At 70.9% G+C, this 16,036-nt stretch carries 12 protein-coding genes; 10 read left to right on the top strand and 2 right to left on the bottom strand.

All coding sequences use genetic code 11. The annotated features are described in order from the left end of the window. The first annotated feature begins 60 nt into the window (after nucleotides 1-60). Both ACFV57_RS09435 and ACFV57_RS09430 read left to right on the top strand, forming a co-directional pair. Nucleotides 61-780, top strand: a complete 720-nt coding sequence (locus ACFV57_RS09435; RefSeq protein ID WP_385227743.1) for a DedA family protein — start codon at nucleotides 61-63, stop codon at nucleotides 778-780. Nucleotides 781-1,075: 295 nt separating this feature from the next. After that, on the top strand, nucleotides 1,076-2,872 hold the full coding sequence (locus tag ACFV57_RS09430; protein WP_385227740.1) for a threonine/serine exporter ThrE family protein: 1,797 nt from the start codon (nucleotides 1,076-1,078) through the stop codon (nucleotides 2,870-2,872). Nucleotides 2,873-3,073: 201 nt separating this feature from the next. Here ACFV57_RS09430 and ACFV57_RS09425 read toward each other — a convergent pair whose 3' ends face one another. Continuing rightward, nucleotides 3,074-3,571, bottom strand: a complete 498-nt coding sequence (locus tag ACFV57_RS09425; protein ID WP_385228058.1) for an inorganic diphosphatase — start codon at nucleotides 3,569-3,571, stop codon at nucleotides 3,074-3,076. Between the two features lie 200 nt (nucleotides 3,572-3,771). Here ACFV57_RS09425 and dacB point away from each other — a divergent pair, with 200 nt between their 5' ends. From dacB to folE, 6 genes are all read left to right on the top strand, one after another. Further along, nucleotides 3,772-5,301, top strand: a complete 1,530-nt coding sequence (dacB, locus tag ACFV57_RS09420; RefSeq protein ID WP_385227737.1) for a D-alanyl-D-alanine carboxypeptidase/D-alanyl-D-alanine-endopeptidase — start codon at nucleotides 3,772-3,774, stop codon at nucleotides 5,299-5,301. Between the two features lie 257 nt (nucleotides 5,302-5,558). Next, nucleotides 5,559-6,707 (top strand): zinc-dependent metalloprotease, encoded by a 1,149-nt coding sequence (locus ACFV57_RS09415; RefSeq protein ID WP_385227734.1) that lies wholly within the window; start codon nucleotides 5,559-5,561, stop codon nucleotides 6,705-6,707. Between the two features lie 207 nt (nucleotides 6,708-6,914). Beyond that, nucleotides 6,915-8,003 (top strand): tRNA lysidine(34) synthetase TilS, encoded by a 1,089-nt coding sequence (tilS, locus tag ACFV57_RS09410; protein WP_385227731.1) that lies wholly within the window; start codon nucleotides 6,915-6,917, stop codon nucleotides 8,001-8,003. An 87-nt stretch (nucleotides 8,004-8,090) separates the two neighbouring features. Continuing rightward, nucleotides 8,091-8,630: a hypoxanthine phosphoribosyltransferase gene (gene hpt / locus ACFV57_RS09405; protein ID WP_385228055.1), complete on the top strand. Its 540-nt coding sequence runs from the start codon at nucleotides 8,091-8,093 to the stop codon at nucleotides 8,628-8,630. Nucleotides 8,631-8,914: 284 nt separating this feature from the next. Further along, on the top strand, nucleotides 8,915-10,930 hold the full coding sequence (ftsH, locus tag ACFV57_RS09400) for an ATP-dependent zinc metalloprotease FtsH (RefSeq protein WP_385227728.1): 2,016 nt from the start codon (nucleotides 8,915-8,917) through the stop codon (nucleotides 10,928-10,930). A gap of 224 nt (nucleotides 10,931-11,154) precedes the next feature. Beyond that, entirely contained in the window at nucleotides 11,155-11,760 is a 606-nt protein-coding gene (gene folE / locus ACFV57_RS09395) for a GTP cyclohydrolase I FolE (RefSeq protein ID WP_385227725.1), read from the top strand. Between the two features lie 183 nt (nucleotides 11,761-11,943). Here folE and ACFV57_RS09390 read toward each other — a convergent pair whose 3' ends face one another. After that, a complete protein-coding gene (locus ACFV57_RS09390) occupies nucleotides 11,944-13,059 on the bottom strand; it encodes an alpha/beta hydrolase-fold protein (RefSeq protein WP_385227722.1) in 1,116 nt (371 codons plus the stop codon). A gap of 140 nt (nucleotides 13,060-13,199) precedes the next feature. On the opposite strand from ACFV57_RS09390, the gene ACFV57_RS09385 reads away from it, so the two are divergent. Together ACFV57_RS09385 and folP are read left to right on the top strand one after the other, a co-directional pair. Beyond that, nucleotides 13,200-15,044 carry a phosphatidylglycerol lysyltransferase domain-containing protein gene (locus ACFV57_RS09385; protein ID WP_385227718.1) on the top strand — a complete coding sequence of 615 codons (1,845 nt, stop codon included), beginning with the start codon at nucleotides 13,200-13,202 and terminating at the stop codon, nucleotides 15,042-15,044. 79 nt (nucleotides 15,045-15,123) lie between these two features. Next, nucleotides 15,124-16,002: a dihydropteroate synthase gene (folP, locus tag ACFV57_RS09380; RefSeq protein WP_385227715.1), complete on the top strand. Its 879-nt coding sequence runs from the start codon at nucleotides 15,124-15,126 to the stop codon at nucleotides 16,000-16,002. The last annotated feature ends 34 nt before the right edge of the window (nucleotides 16,003-16,036 follow it).

Below are 16,036 nucleotides of genomic sequence, written 5' to 3'. Positions count from 1 at the left end.
TGCGCCTGCATCCCGTCGCACCGCACGATCCGGCGCCCTCGACCCAGGAGCCTTCACCCCGTGAATACTCTCGCGCTCGGCCCCCAGTGGCTGGACCCGGACTACCTGATCGGCACGTTCGGGCTGATCGGCGTGCTGATCATCGTCTTCGCGGAGTCCGGCCTGCTGATCGGCTTCTTCCTGCCGGGCGACTCGCTCCTGTTCACCACCGGTCTGCTGGTGACGGCCGACAAGCTGGACAAGCCGCTGTGGCTGGTGTGCCTGCTGATCGTGCTCGCGGCGGTCCTCGGCGACCAGGCCGGATACCTCTTCGGCCGCAAGGTCGGGCCCGCGCTCTTCAAACGCCCGGACTCCAAGCTCTTCAAGCAGGAGAACGTGGAGAAGGCGCACGAGTTCTTCGAGAAGCACGGGCCGAAGTCGCTGATCCTGGCCCGCTTCGTGCCGATCGTACGGACCTTCACGCCCATCATCGCGGGCGTGAGCAAGATGAACTACCGCTCGTTCATCACCTTCAACCTCATCGGCGGCGCCCTGTGGGGCGCCGGCGTCACCCTGCTCGGCGCCGCCCTCGGCAACATCGAGTTCGTCCACAAGCACATCGAGCTGATCCTCGTCGCGATCGTGCTGATCTCGGTCGTCCCGATCGCCATCGAGTACCTGCGCGCCCGCGGCAAGAACAAGAAGGCCGCCGCTCAGCAGGCGTACGACCCGACGGGTGCCGTCCAGCCGCCCCGCCAGCCGGGCAACGACGGCCGCCGCGGCCGGCACGCCAAGCGCTGAGCCGTCCGCCGAGCCGTCCGGCGGTGACCTCGGCGGTGTTCCCGGCGGTCGCCGTTCGATGGCCGCCGGACGGTTACGCCTGTCCGGTGATTGCCGTACGTGGCCGCCGTACGGCATCGTCATACGGTGGGCCGACGGCGAGCGCCGCGCCGGAAGTCACGGGTTTCTCTCCCTGCGCAGGGGAAACCCGCAGCCCATATGAACCTCAGTAAGGGCCCCGCCACGCGCGTCGCAGCCGACCATCAGGCATCGTGTCCTTGACGGTCGGCAGGAGGCGTACGAGGAGCGAAGAGACGTGGCGTCGGACGCACAGCGGGGCCAGCGCGGAACCAACGGCACGAACGGGAAGAACGGCGTGAACAGCGTCAAAGGCGCGCACGGCACCAGCAATGGCACAAACGGCGGAACAACCGATCAGTCCGAGGACCGCAAGCAGCAGTCGGACGAGGTGCGCAGCGCCTTCACTCCGCCGCTCGGCGTCCCGTATTCGCAGGTCCCCGAGGAAGAGCACCCCACCTCCGAGTTCGCTCTCCCCGAAGGCCTGAAGGCCGAGGCGCCGACCGAGCCGGAAGGCTCCGCCTTCTCCCCGCCCGCCGGCACCACCGCCAACAGCACCACCGGCCAGCAGCAGCTGCCCGACCGCACCCCGGCGGGCTGGCCCGCCTTCACACCGCCGCACGGCATCCCCGTCATCAGCCTGACCAAGCAGACGCCCTGGCAGGACCGGATGCGCACGATGCTCCGGATGCCGGTCGGCGAGCGGCCGGTCCCGGAGCGGGTGGAGCGCGCCGAGGAGAGCGGGCCCGCGGTGCCGCGCGTCCTCGACCTGACGCTGCGCATCGGCGAGATCCTGCTGGCCGGCGGCGAGGGCGCGGAGGACGTGGAAGCCGCGATGTTCGGCGTCGCGCACGCGTACGGGCTGGAGCGGGTCGAACCCACCGTCACCTTCACGCTGCTGTCGATCTCCTACCAGCCGTCGCTGGTCGACGACCCCGTGACCGCCAGCCGTACGGTGCGGCGGCGCGGTGTGGACTACACCCGGCTCTCCGCGGTCTTCCGCCTCGTCGACGACATCACCTCCGAGGGCATCACCCTGGAGGAGGCGTACCGCGGCCTGGCCGAGATCCGCCGTAACCGGCACCCCTTCCCGAGCTGGTCGCTCACCGTCGCCTCCGGGCTGCTGTCCGGCGCGGCGAGCATGCTGGTCGGCGGCGGGGTGGTCGTCTTCATCGCGGCGATGATCGGCTCGATGCTCGGCGACCGGCTGGCCTGGCTGGCGTCCAGCCGCGGGCTGCCGGAGTTCTACCAGTTCGTGGTCGCGGCGATGCCGCCGGCCGCCATAGGGGTCGCCCTCAGCTTCTCGCACGTCGCCGTGCAGGCGTCCGCGGTGATCACCGGTGGACTGTTCGCGCTGATCCCGGGGCGGGCGCTGGTGGCCGCCGTGCAGGACGGTCTGACGGGGTACTACATCACCGCGTCGGCCCGGCTGCTGGAGGTCGGCTACCTCATCGTCGGCATCGTCATCGGTGTGCTCGCCGCGCTCTACATCGGGCTCCAGCTCAATCCGAAGTATCTGTACCCGGCCGCCGGGTTCGCGTCGTTCAACGATCCGCCGATCCAGATCGCGGCGGCCATGATGCTGGCGCTGGCCTTCTGCGTACTGCTCCAGCAGGAGCGGCACACCGTGCTGCTCGCCACCCTCAACGGGGGTGTCGCCTGGGTCGTGTACGGCGCGCTCGCCAACGTCAGCGGCATGAACGCGGTGCCCGCCACGGCCATCGCGGCCGGCCTCGTCGGGCTCTTCGGCCAGCTCCTGAGCCGGTACCGGTACGCGTCCGCGCTGCCGTACGTGACGGCCGCGATCGGGCCGCTGCTGCCCGGTAGCGCCACGTACTTCGGCCTCCTGAACTTCGCCCAGGGCGACATCGGGCCCGGCGTCTCGTCCCTCATCAAGGCGGCCTCGCTGGCGCTGGCCATCGCGGTCGGCGTGAACCTCGGAGGCGAGGTGGCCCGGCTCTTCATGAAGGCCCCCGGCGTCACCCAGGAAGAGCCCGGGGAGCGCCGGGCGGCGAAGCGGACGCGAGGCTTCTAGCCCGCGGGCGGGGGCGCGGGCGGGGCGTACGCGGGCAGTGGGCGGGCCGGTGTCCGCGGGCCCGCGGACACCGGGTGCTCGGACGCCGGACAGTCCGGGCCGCGGGGCCGCGCGGCGCCCGGCGGCGGCGCAAATGCCGAAGGCGGCACCCGATCATCGAAATCGGATGCCGCCTCGCACACACATCTACGAGCCGCGGGCTCAGTGGTGGGCGCCGCCCTGGGCCTCCAGGCGCTTGAAGGACGCCTCGATCTCGGCCTCGGCCTCGGCGCGGCCGACCCAGTCGGCGCCCTCGACGGACTTGCCGGGCTCCAGGTCCTTGTAGACCTCGAAGAAGTGCTGGATCTCCAGGCGGTCGAACTCCGACACGTGGTGGATGTCGCGCAGGTGCTCCACACGCGGGTCGGATGCCGGGACGCACAGCAGCTTGTCGTCGCCGCCGGCCTCGTCGGTCATGCGGAACATGCCGATGGCGCGGCACTTGATGAGGCATCCGGGGAACGTCGGCTCGTCCAGAATGACCAGCGCGTCCAGCGGGTCACCGTCCTCGCCGAGGGTGTTCTCGACGAAGCCGTAGTCGGCCGGGTAGCTGGTCGAGGTGAAGAGTCGACGGTCCAGACGGAGCCGTCCGGTCTCGTGGTCCACCTCGTACTTGTTCCGCGAACCCTTCGGGATCTCGATGGTGACGTCGAACTCCACGGGTGGCTCCTCCATGATCAACACATACGTCTGGTGATTAAGTGTCCCCCACGCAGGAGTGTGGTGGCGAAAGGGGCTGGTCCTAGGTGCCGGAGACCAGGTCGTGGCAGGTCAGGTGGCAGGCCGCGCAGCGGTTGGCGCAACGTTCCGCCCGGACGGCGGCGGGCTCGGCGCGGTCGGCGGGGTCCGCCGCCGTGTCCATGACCCGTTCGGCGGGCGGCTCGGCGCGTACGGCCTACCGCTCCGCGACGGATTCCGCCCGTACCGCCTGGTGGTCCGCCTCCAAGCAGCAGCGGCAGACCGTACGGCTGACGGCCAGCTCCACCGTCCTGGGCCTGCTGGTGGCGGCCGGAGCGGTGGTGGCGGCCGGTCCGTGGGACTCCGGTCAGCGTACGGCCGAGCGCGCCCGCGCCGCGGCGCCCGGCGGAACGCGTGGTGAGCATCACGTTCCGGGCGGTACCGGCCAGGTGCCCAGCGCGCCTCCCGTCCTGGCCGCGCTCGGCGGGCCCGCGCGCGGCAAGGGGGACGGCGGCGCACCGCCCGTACCCAGCGCCGAGGGCATGAAGAGCGCCCTCACACCCCTCATGAAGGACCCGGCGCTCGGCTCGCTGCGCACCGCCTCCGTCGTGGACGCCGCGACGGGCCGCGAACTCTTCGGCGCCGAACCGGCACGTGCCGCCACCCCGGCCTCGACGGTCAAGCTGGCCATCGCCACCGCCGCGCTCTCCGCGCTGGGCCCCGAGCACCGCATCGACACCGCCGTCGTCGAGGGCACCGGCGGCGGCATCGTCCTGGTCGGCGGCGGCGACCCGACCCTCACCGCCCGCGCCCCGGAGCAGGATGCCCAGGACCAGCCCGCGAGCCTTCGCGCGCTGGCCGACGACACGGCCAGGGCGCTCAAGGAGCGCGGCGCGGGCAAGATCCGGCTCGGGTACGACACCTCGGCCTATACGGGACCGGTCCTCCACCCCATAAGCCCCAATGAGAACATCGCCCCCGTCAGCCCCCTCATGGCCGACGAAGGACGCCTGGACGAGACCCGGTACGGTCCCGCGGACCGCGACGGCGACCCGGCCGCCGCGGCGGCCCGTACCTTCGCGAGGCTGCTCACCGACCGCGGCGTCACGGTCGACGGGAAGCCCGCCAAGACCACCGCCCCCGCCAAGGCCCGCCGCCTCGCCACCGCCCGCTCGCTGCCGCTCGCCGCGCTCGTCGAGCGGATGCTGACCCACAGCGACAACGACATCGCGGAGGCACTGGCCCGCCAGACGGCTCTGGCCACCGGGGAACCGGCCGGCTTCGAGGGCGCGGGCAGGGCCGTGCACAAGACGCTGGCGAAGCTGAACCTCCCGCTGGCCGGTGCCGTCTTCGAGGACGGCAGCGGGCTGGACCGCGACGACAAGGTCTCGGCGGGCCTGCTCTCCCGCCTCCTCGTCCTGGCCACGTCCGGCGGCCACCCCGAGCTGCGGCCGATCACCACCGGCCTGCCGGTCGCCGGGTTCACCGGGACCCTCAGCGGCCGTTACGCGGACGAGAAGGCGGCGGCAGGCACCGTACGAGCCAAAACCGGCACCCTCACCGGCGTGAACACCCTCGCCGGCACGGTCGTCGACACCGACGGCCGCCTCCTGGTCTTCGCCTTCATGACCAACAACACCACCGACCCCCAGGCCGCCCAACAGGCTCTGGACCGCTTGGCCTCAGCGGTGGCCGGTTGCGGTTGTCGCTGACAACAAGGCACCACTCGGCCACCGACATCAGCCCCCCCGCCTCCCCTTCCCCCATCCCACGGAAGGGGGCGGGCCGGAGCGGCCTGCCGCGCAGGCCCGCCCCCGAACCTGACAGCCCCGCGCAGCGGCCACCGCCCGCCGCAGGCGCGAACGACGCCGCAGCCAAACGCGAATCGGCACCGAATCACCGGCCCGGCCCGCCGCAGGCGAACCGCGCCGCGCTACCCCCGAGCCAAGCGCCCACGTACCGTGAACCCATGACGAGCATCGGTGGTGTGGAGATGGTCGACTGGAACCTCGCGGTCGCGACCGCGACCCGGTTCGTACGGCCGGGGCCAGAGGTGAGCCGGGACGAGGCGCGGGCGATCGTCGCAGAGTTGCGACGGCACGCGAAGTCCTCCGAGGAGCACGTGCGCGCGTTCACCCGCATGGTGCAGCCGGTGGAGGGGGAGCCGGGGGCCGGGCAGACCCATGAGCAGGCGCACGACACCCCGGTCCTGGTCGTGGACCGGGCGGGCTGGATCAAGGCCAACGTGGCCGGGTTCCGGGCGGTGCTGAAGCCGTTGCTGCACAAGATGGAGGAGCGCCGGTCGTCCGTCCCGGGCGGCGCGGTGCTCGGGGCCGTCGGCGGCAAGGTGACCGGCGTGGAACTGGGAATGCTGCTGTCGTTCCTGGCCTCGCGGGTGCTCGGTCAGTACGAGACGTTCGCGCCCGCCTCCCGTGACCTGCCGGCCGCGGCGCAGGGCGGGCGGCTGCTGCTGGTCGCGCCGAACATCGTCCACGTCGAGCGGGAGCTGGAGGTGGACCCGCACGACTTCCGTATGTGGGTCTGCCTGCACGAGGAGACGCACCGGACGCAGTTCACGGCCGTGCCCTGGCTGCGCGACCACATCGAGGGTGAGATCCAGTCCTTCCTCGGTGAGACGGAGATCGACCCGGGCACGCTGCTGGAGCGGCTGCGGGAGGCCGCCCAGTCGCTGACCGGCGGCCGGCCGGAGGGCGAGGAGGGTGAGGACGGGGGACGCAGCTTCGTCGACCTGGTGCAGACCCCGGCCCAGCGGGAGATCCTGGCGCGGCTGACCGCCGTCATGTCGCTTCTGGAGGGGCACGCCGACTACGTGATGGACGGCGTCGGTCCGGACGTGGTGCCGTCGGTCGCGGAGATCCGGGAGAAGTTCCAGAAGCGGCGGGCCAGTGGCGCGGGCCGGCTCGACCAGGCGCTGCGCAAGCTGCTGGGGCTGGACGCGAAGCTGCGTCAGTACCGGGACGGCGAGCGGTTCGTCCGGGCGGTGGTCGACGAGGTCGGCATGGACGGCTTCAACCGTGTGTGGACGTCTCCGAACACGCTGCCGACCAAACAGGAGATCGCCAAACCGGCGGACTGGGTCGCGCGAGTGCACCGCTAGGGGGGAGGGGCCCGGCGGGGCACAGGTGTGAGCCGGGCGCACCGCACGGCAGGTGAACGCTCCCCTCAATCACTCTTCTGAGGGACCGTGACCGCAGGATAGGCGTGCAATGCTCGGGGAACTGCTCACCTCTGTCACCATCTAGGCACTCTGTGTGACGAAAATGCCGTCGAGGCCCGAGGCCCCAGCTGACGATTGGAAACGGACATGGGTCCCCATCCAGCGGTCGCCGCGATACGCGTGGCGGTCCGCCGCGTACTTCACGACGTACTGAACCACCACTCCTCGCACCACCCGGCCCCCGCGCGCCCCGCGCAGCAGCCGGTCGCGGCGGGTCCCGTGCGCCCCGCCGGGGCGCCGCTGACGTCCGCCGGGGCGGACGGGCCCCCGCTGGTGCTCGTCGCGTGCTCCGGCGGCGCCGACTCCATGGCACTCGCGTCCGCACTGGCCTTCGAGGCACCCCGACTGGGTGTCCGGGCCGGCGGCATCACCGTGGACCACGGCCTGCAGGACGGCTCCGACGTGCGCGCCGCCGAGGTCGTCCTGCGGATGCGCTCCCTCGGTCTGGACCCGGTCGACGCGGTCGCGGTCGAGGTGGGCCGCGCCGGCGGGCCCGAGGCCGCCGCCCGCGACGCCCGCTACGCCGCGCTGGACGCCGCCGCCGAGCGGCACGGCGCCGCCGCCGTCCTCCTCGGCCACACCCGCGACGACCAGGCAGAGACGGTCCTGCTCGGCCTCGCCCGCGGGTCCGGCACCCGCTCGCTGTCCGGTATGGCGGCGAAGACCGGCCGCGGCGGCCGCTACCGCCGCCCGTTCCTGGAGGTCGACCGCCAGACCGCCCGTAAGGCGTGTCTGATCCAGTCGCTGCCCGTGTGGGAGGACCCGCACAACGCCGACCCCCTCTACACGCGCTCCCGGCTGCGCCACGAGGGCCTGCCCGCGCTGGAGAAGGCGCTCGGCAAGGGCGTCGTGGAGGCCCTGGCCCGTACGGCGCAGCTCTCCCGGGACGACGCCGACGCGCTGGACTCCTGGGCCGCCGACGCGGAGCGCACGGTCCTCGACGAGCGCGGCACCCTCGACGCCACCGCGCTGTACGCGCTGCCCGCCGCCGTCCGCCGCCGGGTGCTGCGCCGGGCCGCCATCGCGGCGGGCGCTCCGGGCGGTTCGCTGTTCGCCCGCCACATCGAGGAAATGGACCGGCTGATCACCGGCTGGCGGGGTCAGGGGACCGTCAACCTCCCCGGGCGCGTGGGTGTGCGACGGCAGGGTGGCAGACTGGTGATCCGGCAGGGCTGAGCCGCAGGACACCGAAGGGCACCGCCCCGCTTCACGAGTCTCACGACACCGAACCGAGCGAGAGTGGCACGGGTGGACGACAAGGACATGGGTTCCGACCTTCAGTCGGTGCTCATCAGCAAGGAAGAGATCGACGCGAAGCTGGCTGAGCTGGCGGCGAAGATCGACGCGGAGTACGCGGGCAAGGACCTGCTCATCGTCGGCGTCCTCAAGGGCGCGGTGATGGTCATGGCGGACCTGGCGCGCGCGCTGTCCACCCCCCTCACGATGGACTGGATGGCCGTGTCGTCGTACGGCGCGGGCACCCAGTCCTCCGGAGTGGTGCGCATCCTCAAGGACCTCGACACGGACATCAAGGGCAAGCACGTCCTGATCGTCGAGGACATCATCGACTCCGGTCTGACGCTGTCCTGGCTGCTGTCGAACCTCGGCTCCCGTGAGCCCGCCAGCCTTGAGGTCTGCACGCTGCTGCGCAAGCCGGACGCGGCGAAGGTCGCCATCGATGTGAAGTGGATCGGCTTCGACATCCCCAACGAGTTCGTCGTGGGCTACGGCCTGGACTTCGCGGAGAAATACCGCAACCTGCCGTTCGTGGGCACGCTCGCGCCGCACGTCTACGGCGGCTGAGCGGGCGTTCGCCCGTCCGGCCGCCCGTGGCGCGGCCGGGGCCCGGACCGGCCGGTGCCCGGCGGCGGGAACCCCTGGGGGTCTCCCGCCGTTGGAGCAGGGAGGACGGCATCCGAAGCTGCATTGTTAACCGTGCGCGGCGTCGTCGGGTGACAATGCTGGGGTACCGTCCGAAGGTCAGTCTTTTTTCGGGCCAGTAATACACCGTACGCACGACCAGCCCTCCACAGGGCTGTTGTGCCTCACTGTGGCAGGAGGGACGGGGCCTAGACGGCTCCGTATGGATGGACGTGAAGCGATACTTCCGTGGGCCGGTCATGTGGATCGTGCTGGCCGTCCTCGCCGTGGTCGTGTTGATGCAGGTCGTCGGCTCGTCCGGCGGCTACAAGACGGTGGACACCGGTCAGGTCGTCAAGGCGATCACTGACAACAAGGTGAAATCCGCCGAGCTGACGACCGGCGACGAGAACAAGATCAAGGTCGAGCTGTCCGGCGACAACAAGGTCGACGGCTCCAACAAGCTCCAGGCGAGCTACATCGGCGACCAGGGCGTCGACCTGGCGAAGAACCTGCAGGCCAAGTACCAGACCGGCGAGATCAAGGACGGCTACACCGTCTCCCCGTCGAAGCAGAACCCGTTCGTCGGCGTGCTGCTCTCGCTGCTGCCGTTCGTGCTGATCGTCGTGGTCTTCCTGTTCCTGATGAATCAGATGCAGGGCGGCGGCTCCCGGGTCATGAACTTCGGGAAGTCCAAGGCCAAGCTGATCACCAAGGACACGCCGAAGACGACGTTCTCGGACGTCGCGGGTTCGGACGAGGCCGTCGAGGAGCTCCACGAGATCAAGGAGTTCCTCCAGGAGCCGGCGAAGTTCCAGGCCGTGGGCGCCAAGATCCCCAAGGGTGTGCTGCTGTACGGCCCGCCCGGTACGGGCAAGACGCTGCTGGCGCGCGCCGTCGCGGGCGAGGCGGGCGTCCCGTTCTACTCGATCTCCGGTTCCGACTTCGTCGAGATGTTCGTCGGTGTCGGTGCCTCCCGGGTCCGTGACCTGTTCGAGCAGGCCAAGGCGAACGCCCCGGCGATCGTCTTCGTCGACGAGATCGACGCCGTCGGCCGGCACCGCGGCGCGGGCCTCGGCGGCGGTCACGACGAGCGCGAGCAGACGCTGAACCAGCTCCTCGTCGAGATGGACGGCTTCGACGTCAAGGGCGGCGTCATCCTGATCGCCGCCACGAACCGCCCGGACATCCTGGACCCGGCGCTGCTGCGCCCCGGCCGTTTCGACCGGCAGATCGCCGTCGACCGCCCGGACATGCAGGGCCGTCTGGAGATCCTCAAGGTCCACCAGAAGGGCAAGCCGGTCGCGCCGGACGTCGACCTGTCGGCCGTCGCCAAGCGCACCCCCGGCTTCACCGGCGCGGACCTGTCGAACGTGCTGAACGAGGCCGCCCTGCTGACGGCCCGCAGCGACGCCAAGCTGATCGACAACAAGTTCCTGGACGAGGCGATCGACCGCGTGGTGGCCGGACCGCAGAAGCGGACCCGCATCATGTCCGAGAAGGAGAAGAAGATCACCGCGTATCACGAGGGCGGACACGCCCTGGTCGCGGCGGCTTCCCCGAACTCGGACCCGGTCCACAAGATCACGATCTTGTCCCGCGGCCGGGCCCTGGGCTACACGATGGTCCTGCCCGACGAGGACAAGTACTCGACCACGCGCAACGAGATGCTCGACCAGCTGGCGTACATGCTCGGTGGTCGCGCGGCCGAGGAACTGGTCTTCCACGACCCGACCACCGGCGCGGCGAACGACATCGAGAAGGCGACCGCGACCGCCCGTGCCATGGTCACGCAGTACGGCATGACCGAGCGGCTCGGCGCGATCAAGTTCGGCTCCGACAACTCCGAGCCGTTCCTCGGCCGTGAGATGGGTCACCAGCGCGACTACTCCGAAGAGGTCGCGGCGCTGGTCGACGAAGAGGTCAAGAAGCTCATCGAGACCGCGCACAACGAGGCGTGGGAGATCCTGGTCGAGAACCGCGATGTGCTCGACAACCTGGTTCTGCAGCTCCTGGAGAAGGAGACGCTGAACAAGGAAGAGGTCGCCGAGGTCTTCAAGCACATCGTCAAGCGCCCGGCCCGCCCGGCGTGGACCGGCTCCTCGCGGCGTACGCCCTCGACGCGCCCGCCGGTGCTGTCCCCGAAGGAGCTGGCGCCGGCCAACGGCTCGGCTCCCTCGACCTCGCCGGCCGTCTCGACGGAGAAGGCCGAGGCCCCCGAGGACCAGACCCCGGAGAGCTGACCGCTCAGCGGCACAGGCACGTGGTGACCGGGTCCGCCCGGCAGAGACCGGGCCCGTACGGAAGATTCCGTACGGGCCCGGTTTTTTCGTCGCCCGGAGGTCGTTATGCCGGATTTGGTACGGCGTCCACACCGGCCCCGGAATGAATGCGGCGCCTCACGGGTTCTAGCCTTGACGTGTGGTACTCCGCGGGTGGAGCGGGCGCAACAGGAACGAGGCACGAGATGACCGATCCGGTGACGCTGGACGGCGACGGCAAGATCGGCGAGTTCGACGAGAAGCGCGCCGAGAACGCCGTACGCGAGCTGCTGATCGCCGTCGGCGAGGACCCGGACCGGGAGGGCCTCCTGGAGACGCCGGCCCGCGTCGCGCGCGCGTACAAGGAGATCCTGGCCGGACTCCGGCAGGAGCCCGAGGACGTCCTGACGACGACCTTCGACCTGGGCCACGACGAGATGGTGCTGGTCAAGGACATCGAGATCGTCTCGCTGTGCGAACACCACCTGCTGCCCTTCCACGGCGTCGCGCACGTCGGCTACATCCCGGCCGACAGCGGCAAGATCACCGGCCTGTCCAAGCTGGCCCGCCTCGTCGAGGTCTTCGCCCGCCGCCCGCAGGTCCAGGAGCGCCTCACCACACAGGTCGCGGACTCCCTGATGCGCATCCTGGAGGCCCGCGGCGCCATCGTGGTGATCGAGGCCGAGCACATGTGCATGTCGGTGCGCGGCATACGCAAGCCGGGCGCCAAGACGACCACCTCGGCCGTACGCGGCCAGCTGCGGGACTCCACGACCCGCTCCGAGGCGATGAGCCTGATCCTGGCGCGCTGACGCCCTGCGGCGGCCCTGACGCTCCACGGCGGCCCTTGCGGGCCCCGGGCGACGGCCTTGACCGCTTGGGCTGCCCGCGACGGCCTTGAGCCGCCCCGGAACGCCGTACGACGCGGGCGGGGCCCGGTGGATGTCCACCGGGCCCCGCCCGCGTCGTGCCTCGCCCCCTGGGGCGGTGTTCCGCTACGCCTTGAGGTGGCCGCCCATCCACTCCAAGGCGGCGGGTATCTCGCGGCGCCAGGTGTTGAAGTTGTGGCCGCCGCTGTCGAGGATGATCGACGCGATCCGGCCCGGCGACTTGGTCTGCTGGATGAACTTCAGCGTGTCCTTGTAGTTCTCCTCGCCCTGCTTGCTGGAGGTCACGAGGAGGTTCACCGGCGCTGCCGGAAGGTTTTTCTGCCGCCACATCAGGTCGTTCTCGCGCTCCAGCTGCTTGTCGCCGCCGAAGAGCGCGCCGGTCGAGGCGTCGAGCGGGGCCTTGTACGCGCCGGAGAGGGCCACACCGGTGGAGAACGCCTTCGGGTGGCGCATCGGCATCTTCAGGGCGCAGTAGCCGCCCGTGGAGTCCCCTATGACGCCCCAGTTCCTGGCCTCGGTGCCCACCCGGTAGTGGCTGGCTATGTCGTGCCGCACGTCATGGGTGAAGAAGGTCTCGGTCTGCGGACCGTTCGGGATGTCCACGCACTCCGTGTCCCGCGGCGGCGCGACGGTCGGGCGCATCATCACCAGTATCGTCGGCTGCGTCTTGTTCTTGCGGACCAGGTCGTGCTGGGTCTGCGGGAAGTGCAGCTTCTTGTAGAGGGCCTGCGCGGTGCCCGGGTAGCCGGTCAGCACCACGGAGGCGGGGAAGCGCTTCTTCGCGTACCTGGCCTGGAAGTACTGCGGCGGAAGGTAGACGAACGCCGGGCTGTTGATCTTGGATTTCTCGCCCTTGAGCAGCACCTTGTCTATCCGGCCGCCGACGTGCGGCTTGGAGCCGCCGGGCACGCCGACGTGCTCGCTGCCGAGCATCTTCAGCTTGGTGCCGTTCGGGCCGGTCTCGTAATTGGTCACCACGCCCGGCTCCTGCTCCTTGCCGAACAGGTCCGCCCACGAGGCGTAGAAGCCGAACGAGTTGTTGGCGAAGAGACCGATCGAGGCGAAGATCGACAGCTGGGTCGCCAGCAGCAGGCCGATGCGGCCGAGGACCGTGCGCCAGTTCTGCCGGGACAGGCGCGGCCACAGCCAGATGGTGAGAACAAAGAGTGCTACTGCGAAAAGGACGGCCAAGAGCAGCACTTTTTTGCTGGTGAGACCCATGTGGTGCTTTCTTCCGGGCGGCCGGTCATCCGTGCCGCAGGTGGAACCCCGGGCCCTGAAACGCCGTCATACAGGGCGCAAAAGTCCAGATGCTGCGACTAACACTCGCACGTTCTCTCGACCGGGGCGACGGGAAAGTAATGTCTGACAGGCTAGATGGCGAAAAGTCCGGGACGGTTGCGTGGCGTCCGCCACGCTGGCTGCGCGGCCCCCGCCCGGAAAAAGTGCCGCCACTGGTAGGGACGGCCGGCGCGGTCGTCGGACTGCTGAACCTGGCAGCCGGGCTGTTTCCCCGCTTCCGGCACAGCAGGCTCCATGCCCTGGCGGAGGTTCTGCCGGGCACGGTGAGCGCGCTGGCGGCGGCCTCCTCCATCGTCGTGGGCATCCTGCTCCTGATGCTCGCCCACGGGCTCAAACGGCGTAAGCGCCGGGCCTGGGTGGCGGCCGTCTCGCTGCTACCGGTGGGTATCGCCGCCCAGCTCGTCTACCGGCACTCCGTCCTCGGAGCGGCCCTCTCGCTGGCCCTGCTCGCCTTCCTGGTCCGGCACCGGCGCGCCTTCGAGGCGCTGCCGGACCCGCGCAGCCGGGTGAAGGCCCTGCTGAACTTCGTCGCCCTCGGCGGCATCAGCTTCGGCCTCGGCCTGGTCATCGTGAACTCCCACCCACACAAGATCATCGGCGATCCGTCGGTGTGGGAGCGCTTCAAGCACGTCATGTGGGGTCTGTTCGGCTTCGAGGGCCCGGTCCGGTACGTCAACGGCGTCGACTACACCGTCGGCTACTCGCTCGGCGCGCTCGGCCTGCTGACCGTCGCCACCACCGCCTACCTGGCCTTCCGCCCCGAGCACCCGGCCGCCCGGCTCACCGAGCAGGACGAGGAACAGCTGCGGGAGCTGCTCGCCAAGCACGGCGGCCGCGACTCCCTCGGCTACTTCGCGCTCCGCCGCGACAAGGGCGTGGTCTTCTCGCCGACCGGCAAGGCCGCCGTCTGCTACCGGGTGATATCCGGCGTGATGCTCGCCAGCGGCGACCCGATCGGCGACGTGGAGGCCTGGCCGGGCGCCATCGAGCGCTTCATGGAGGAGGCCCGTGCCCACTCCTGGACCCCGGCCGTCACGGGCTGCAGCGAGACCGGCGGCCAGGTCTGGACCCGCGAGACCGGGATGGACGCGCTGGAGCTGGGCGACGAGGCGATCGTGGACGTGGCGGACTTCACCCTCACCGGCCGCTCGATGCGCAACGTACGCCAGATGGTCAAGCGCATCGAGCGCAACGGCTACGAGACCCGCGTACGGCGCGTGCGCGACCTGGAGCCCGAGGAACTGGCGCGCGTCCAGAAGGCCGCCGACGCCTGGCGCGACACCGACACCGAGCGCGGCTTCTCCATGGCGCTGGGCCGCATCGACGCCGAGCGGGACGGCGACGCGGTCATCGCCACCGCCCACCAGGCGCCCGCCGAGGGCGAGGAGCCGGGCGCGTTCGGCGACCTGAAGGCCATGCAGCACTACGTGCCGTGGGGCAAGGACGGCATCTCGCTGGAGCTGATGCGCCGCGACCGCTCCGCCGACCCCGGCATGAACGAGCTGCTGATCGTCGCCTCCCTCCAGGCCGCCCCGGACCTGAAGATCAAGCAGGTCTCGCTGAACTTCGCGGTCTTCCGCTCCTCCCTGGAGCGCGGCGAGAAGCTGGGCGCCGGGCCGGTCATCCGGGTCTGGCGGGGCATGCTGATCTTCCTGTCCCGCTGGTACCAGATCGAGTCGCTGTACAAGTTCAACGACAAGTTCCGCCCGCGCTGGGAGCCCCGCTTCGTGGTCTTCCGCAACAGCCGGGACATCCCGCGCATCGGTCTGGCCGCGCTCCAGGCGGAGGGGTACCTGGAGCTGAGCCTGCCCCGTGGGCTGCGCCGCAGGAAGAGCGCCGAGCCGCGGCCGTGCGCGCACACGGCCACCCCGATCAGCGCGGACGCGGTCGAGCCTGCGGCGTAGCACCGCCCGGTTCCGGGGATGCCGGCCGCCCCTGACGGGGGTGGGCGGCATCCCGACCGCCGACGCCTAGGCTGGAGCCATGAGTACCTTGCGCGGCCGGGTGGCCGGACTTCCGGACTGGGGCCGCTGCGCGGTGATGGGCGTGGTGAACGTGACGCCCGACTCGTTCTCCGACGGCGGGCAGTGGTTCGACACCGAGCTGGCCGTCAAGCACGGCCTGGACCTGGTGGCGCAGGGCGCCGACATGGTGGACGTGGGCGGCGAGTCGACGCGGCCCGGCGCGGCCCGGGTGGACGAGGCGGAGGAACTGCGCCGCGTCGTCCCCGTCGTACGGGAACTGTGCGCCGCCGGGGCAACGGTGTCCGTGGACACCATGCGCGCCTCGGTCGCCGAACAGGCCGTGGCGGCCGGCGCGCGGCTGGTCAACGACGTGAGCGCGGGCGCCGCCGACCCGGCGATGGTGCCGGTGGTCGCGGCGGCCGGGGTGCCGTTCGTGGTCATGCACTGGCGCGGCCGGTCCATCGACATGAACAACCGGGCCGTATACGGGGACGTCGTCACCGAGGTGTTCGGCGAGCTGCGTCAGAGCCTGGACCGGGCGGTGGCCGGCGGCATCGACCCGGAGCGCGTCGTCGTCGACCCCGGGCTGGGTTTCGCCAAGGAGGCCGGGCACGATCTCGCGCTGGTCGCGCACCTGGCGCGGCTGCGGGAGCTGGGCCGTCCGCTGCTGGTGGCCGCTTCGCGCAAACGTTTCCTGGGCAGGGTGCTGGCAGGGGACGCGCAGGCCGCCCCGCCACCGGCCCGCGAGCGGGACGCGGCGACGGCCGCGGTCTCGGCGATCGTCGCGCGGGAGGGAGCCTGGGCGGTGCGGGTGCACGAGGTGCGCGCGAGCGCGGACGCGGTACGGGTCGCCCGTGCCGTCGAGGGCGCCGCGCAGGAGACGGGGGGACGGGCGTGACGAGCAGGACGAGCGGGACGAGTGTGCCGAGGGC

Origin of the sequence: Streptomyces sp. NPDC059788 (assembly GCF_042732265.1) — a bacterium.
GTDB lineage: Bacteria > Actinomycetota > Actinomycetes > Streptomycetales > Streptomycetaceae > Streptomyces.
The sequence above is the reverse complement of the archived record's forward strand: the minus strand, read 5'-3'. Positions and strand labels throughout refer to the sequence as shown.

Coding starts and splice junctions, on each gene's coding strand:
- dacB (WP_385227737.1), top strand. CDS start 3,772: ATGACCCGTTCGGCGGGCGGCTCGGCGCGTACGGCCTACCGCTCCGCG.
- ACFV57_RS09415 (WP_385227734.1), top strand. CDS start 5,559: ATGACGAGCATCGGTGGTGTGGAGATGGTCGACTGGAACCTCGCGGTC.
- tilS (WP_385227731.1), top strand. CDS start 6,915: ATGGGTCCCCATCCAGCGGTCGCCGCGATACGCGTGGCGGTCCGCCGC.
- hpt (WP_385228055.1), top strand. CDS start 8,091: ATGGGTTCCGACCTTCAGTCGGTGCTCATCAGCAAGGAAGAGATCGAC.
- ftsH (WP_385227728.1), top strand. CDS start 8,915: ATGGACGTGAAGCGATACTTCCGTGGGCCGGTCATGTGGATCGTGCTG.
- folE (WP_385227725.1), top strand. CDS start 11,155: ATGACCGATCCGGTGACGCTGGACGGCGACGGCAAGATCGGCGAGTTC.
- ACFV57_RS09390 (WP_385227722.1), bottom strand. CDS start 13,059: ATGGGTCTCACCAGCAAAAAAGTGCTGCTCTTGGCCGTCCTTTTCGCA.
- ACFV57_RS09385 (WP_385227718.1), top strand. CDS start 13,200: ATGTCTGACAGGCTAGATGGCGAAAAGTCCGGGACGGTTGCGTGGCGT.
- folP (WP_385227715.1), top strand. CDS start 15,124: ATGAGTACCTTGCGCGGCCGGGTGGCCGGACTTCCGGACTGGGGCCGC.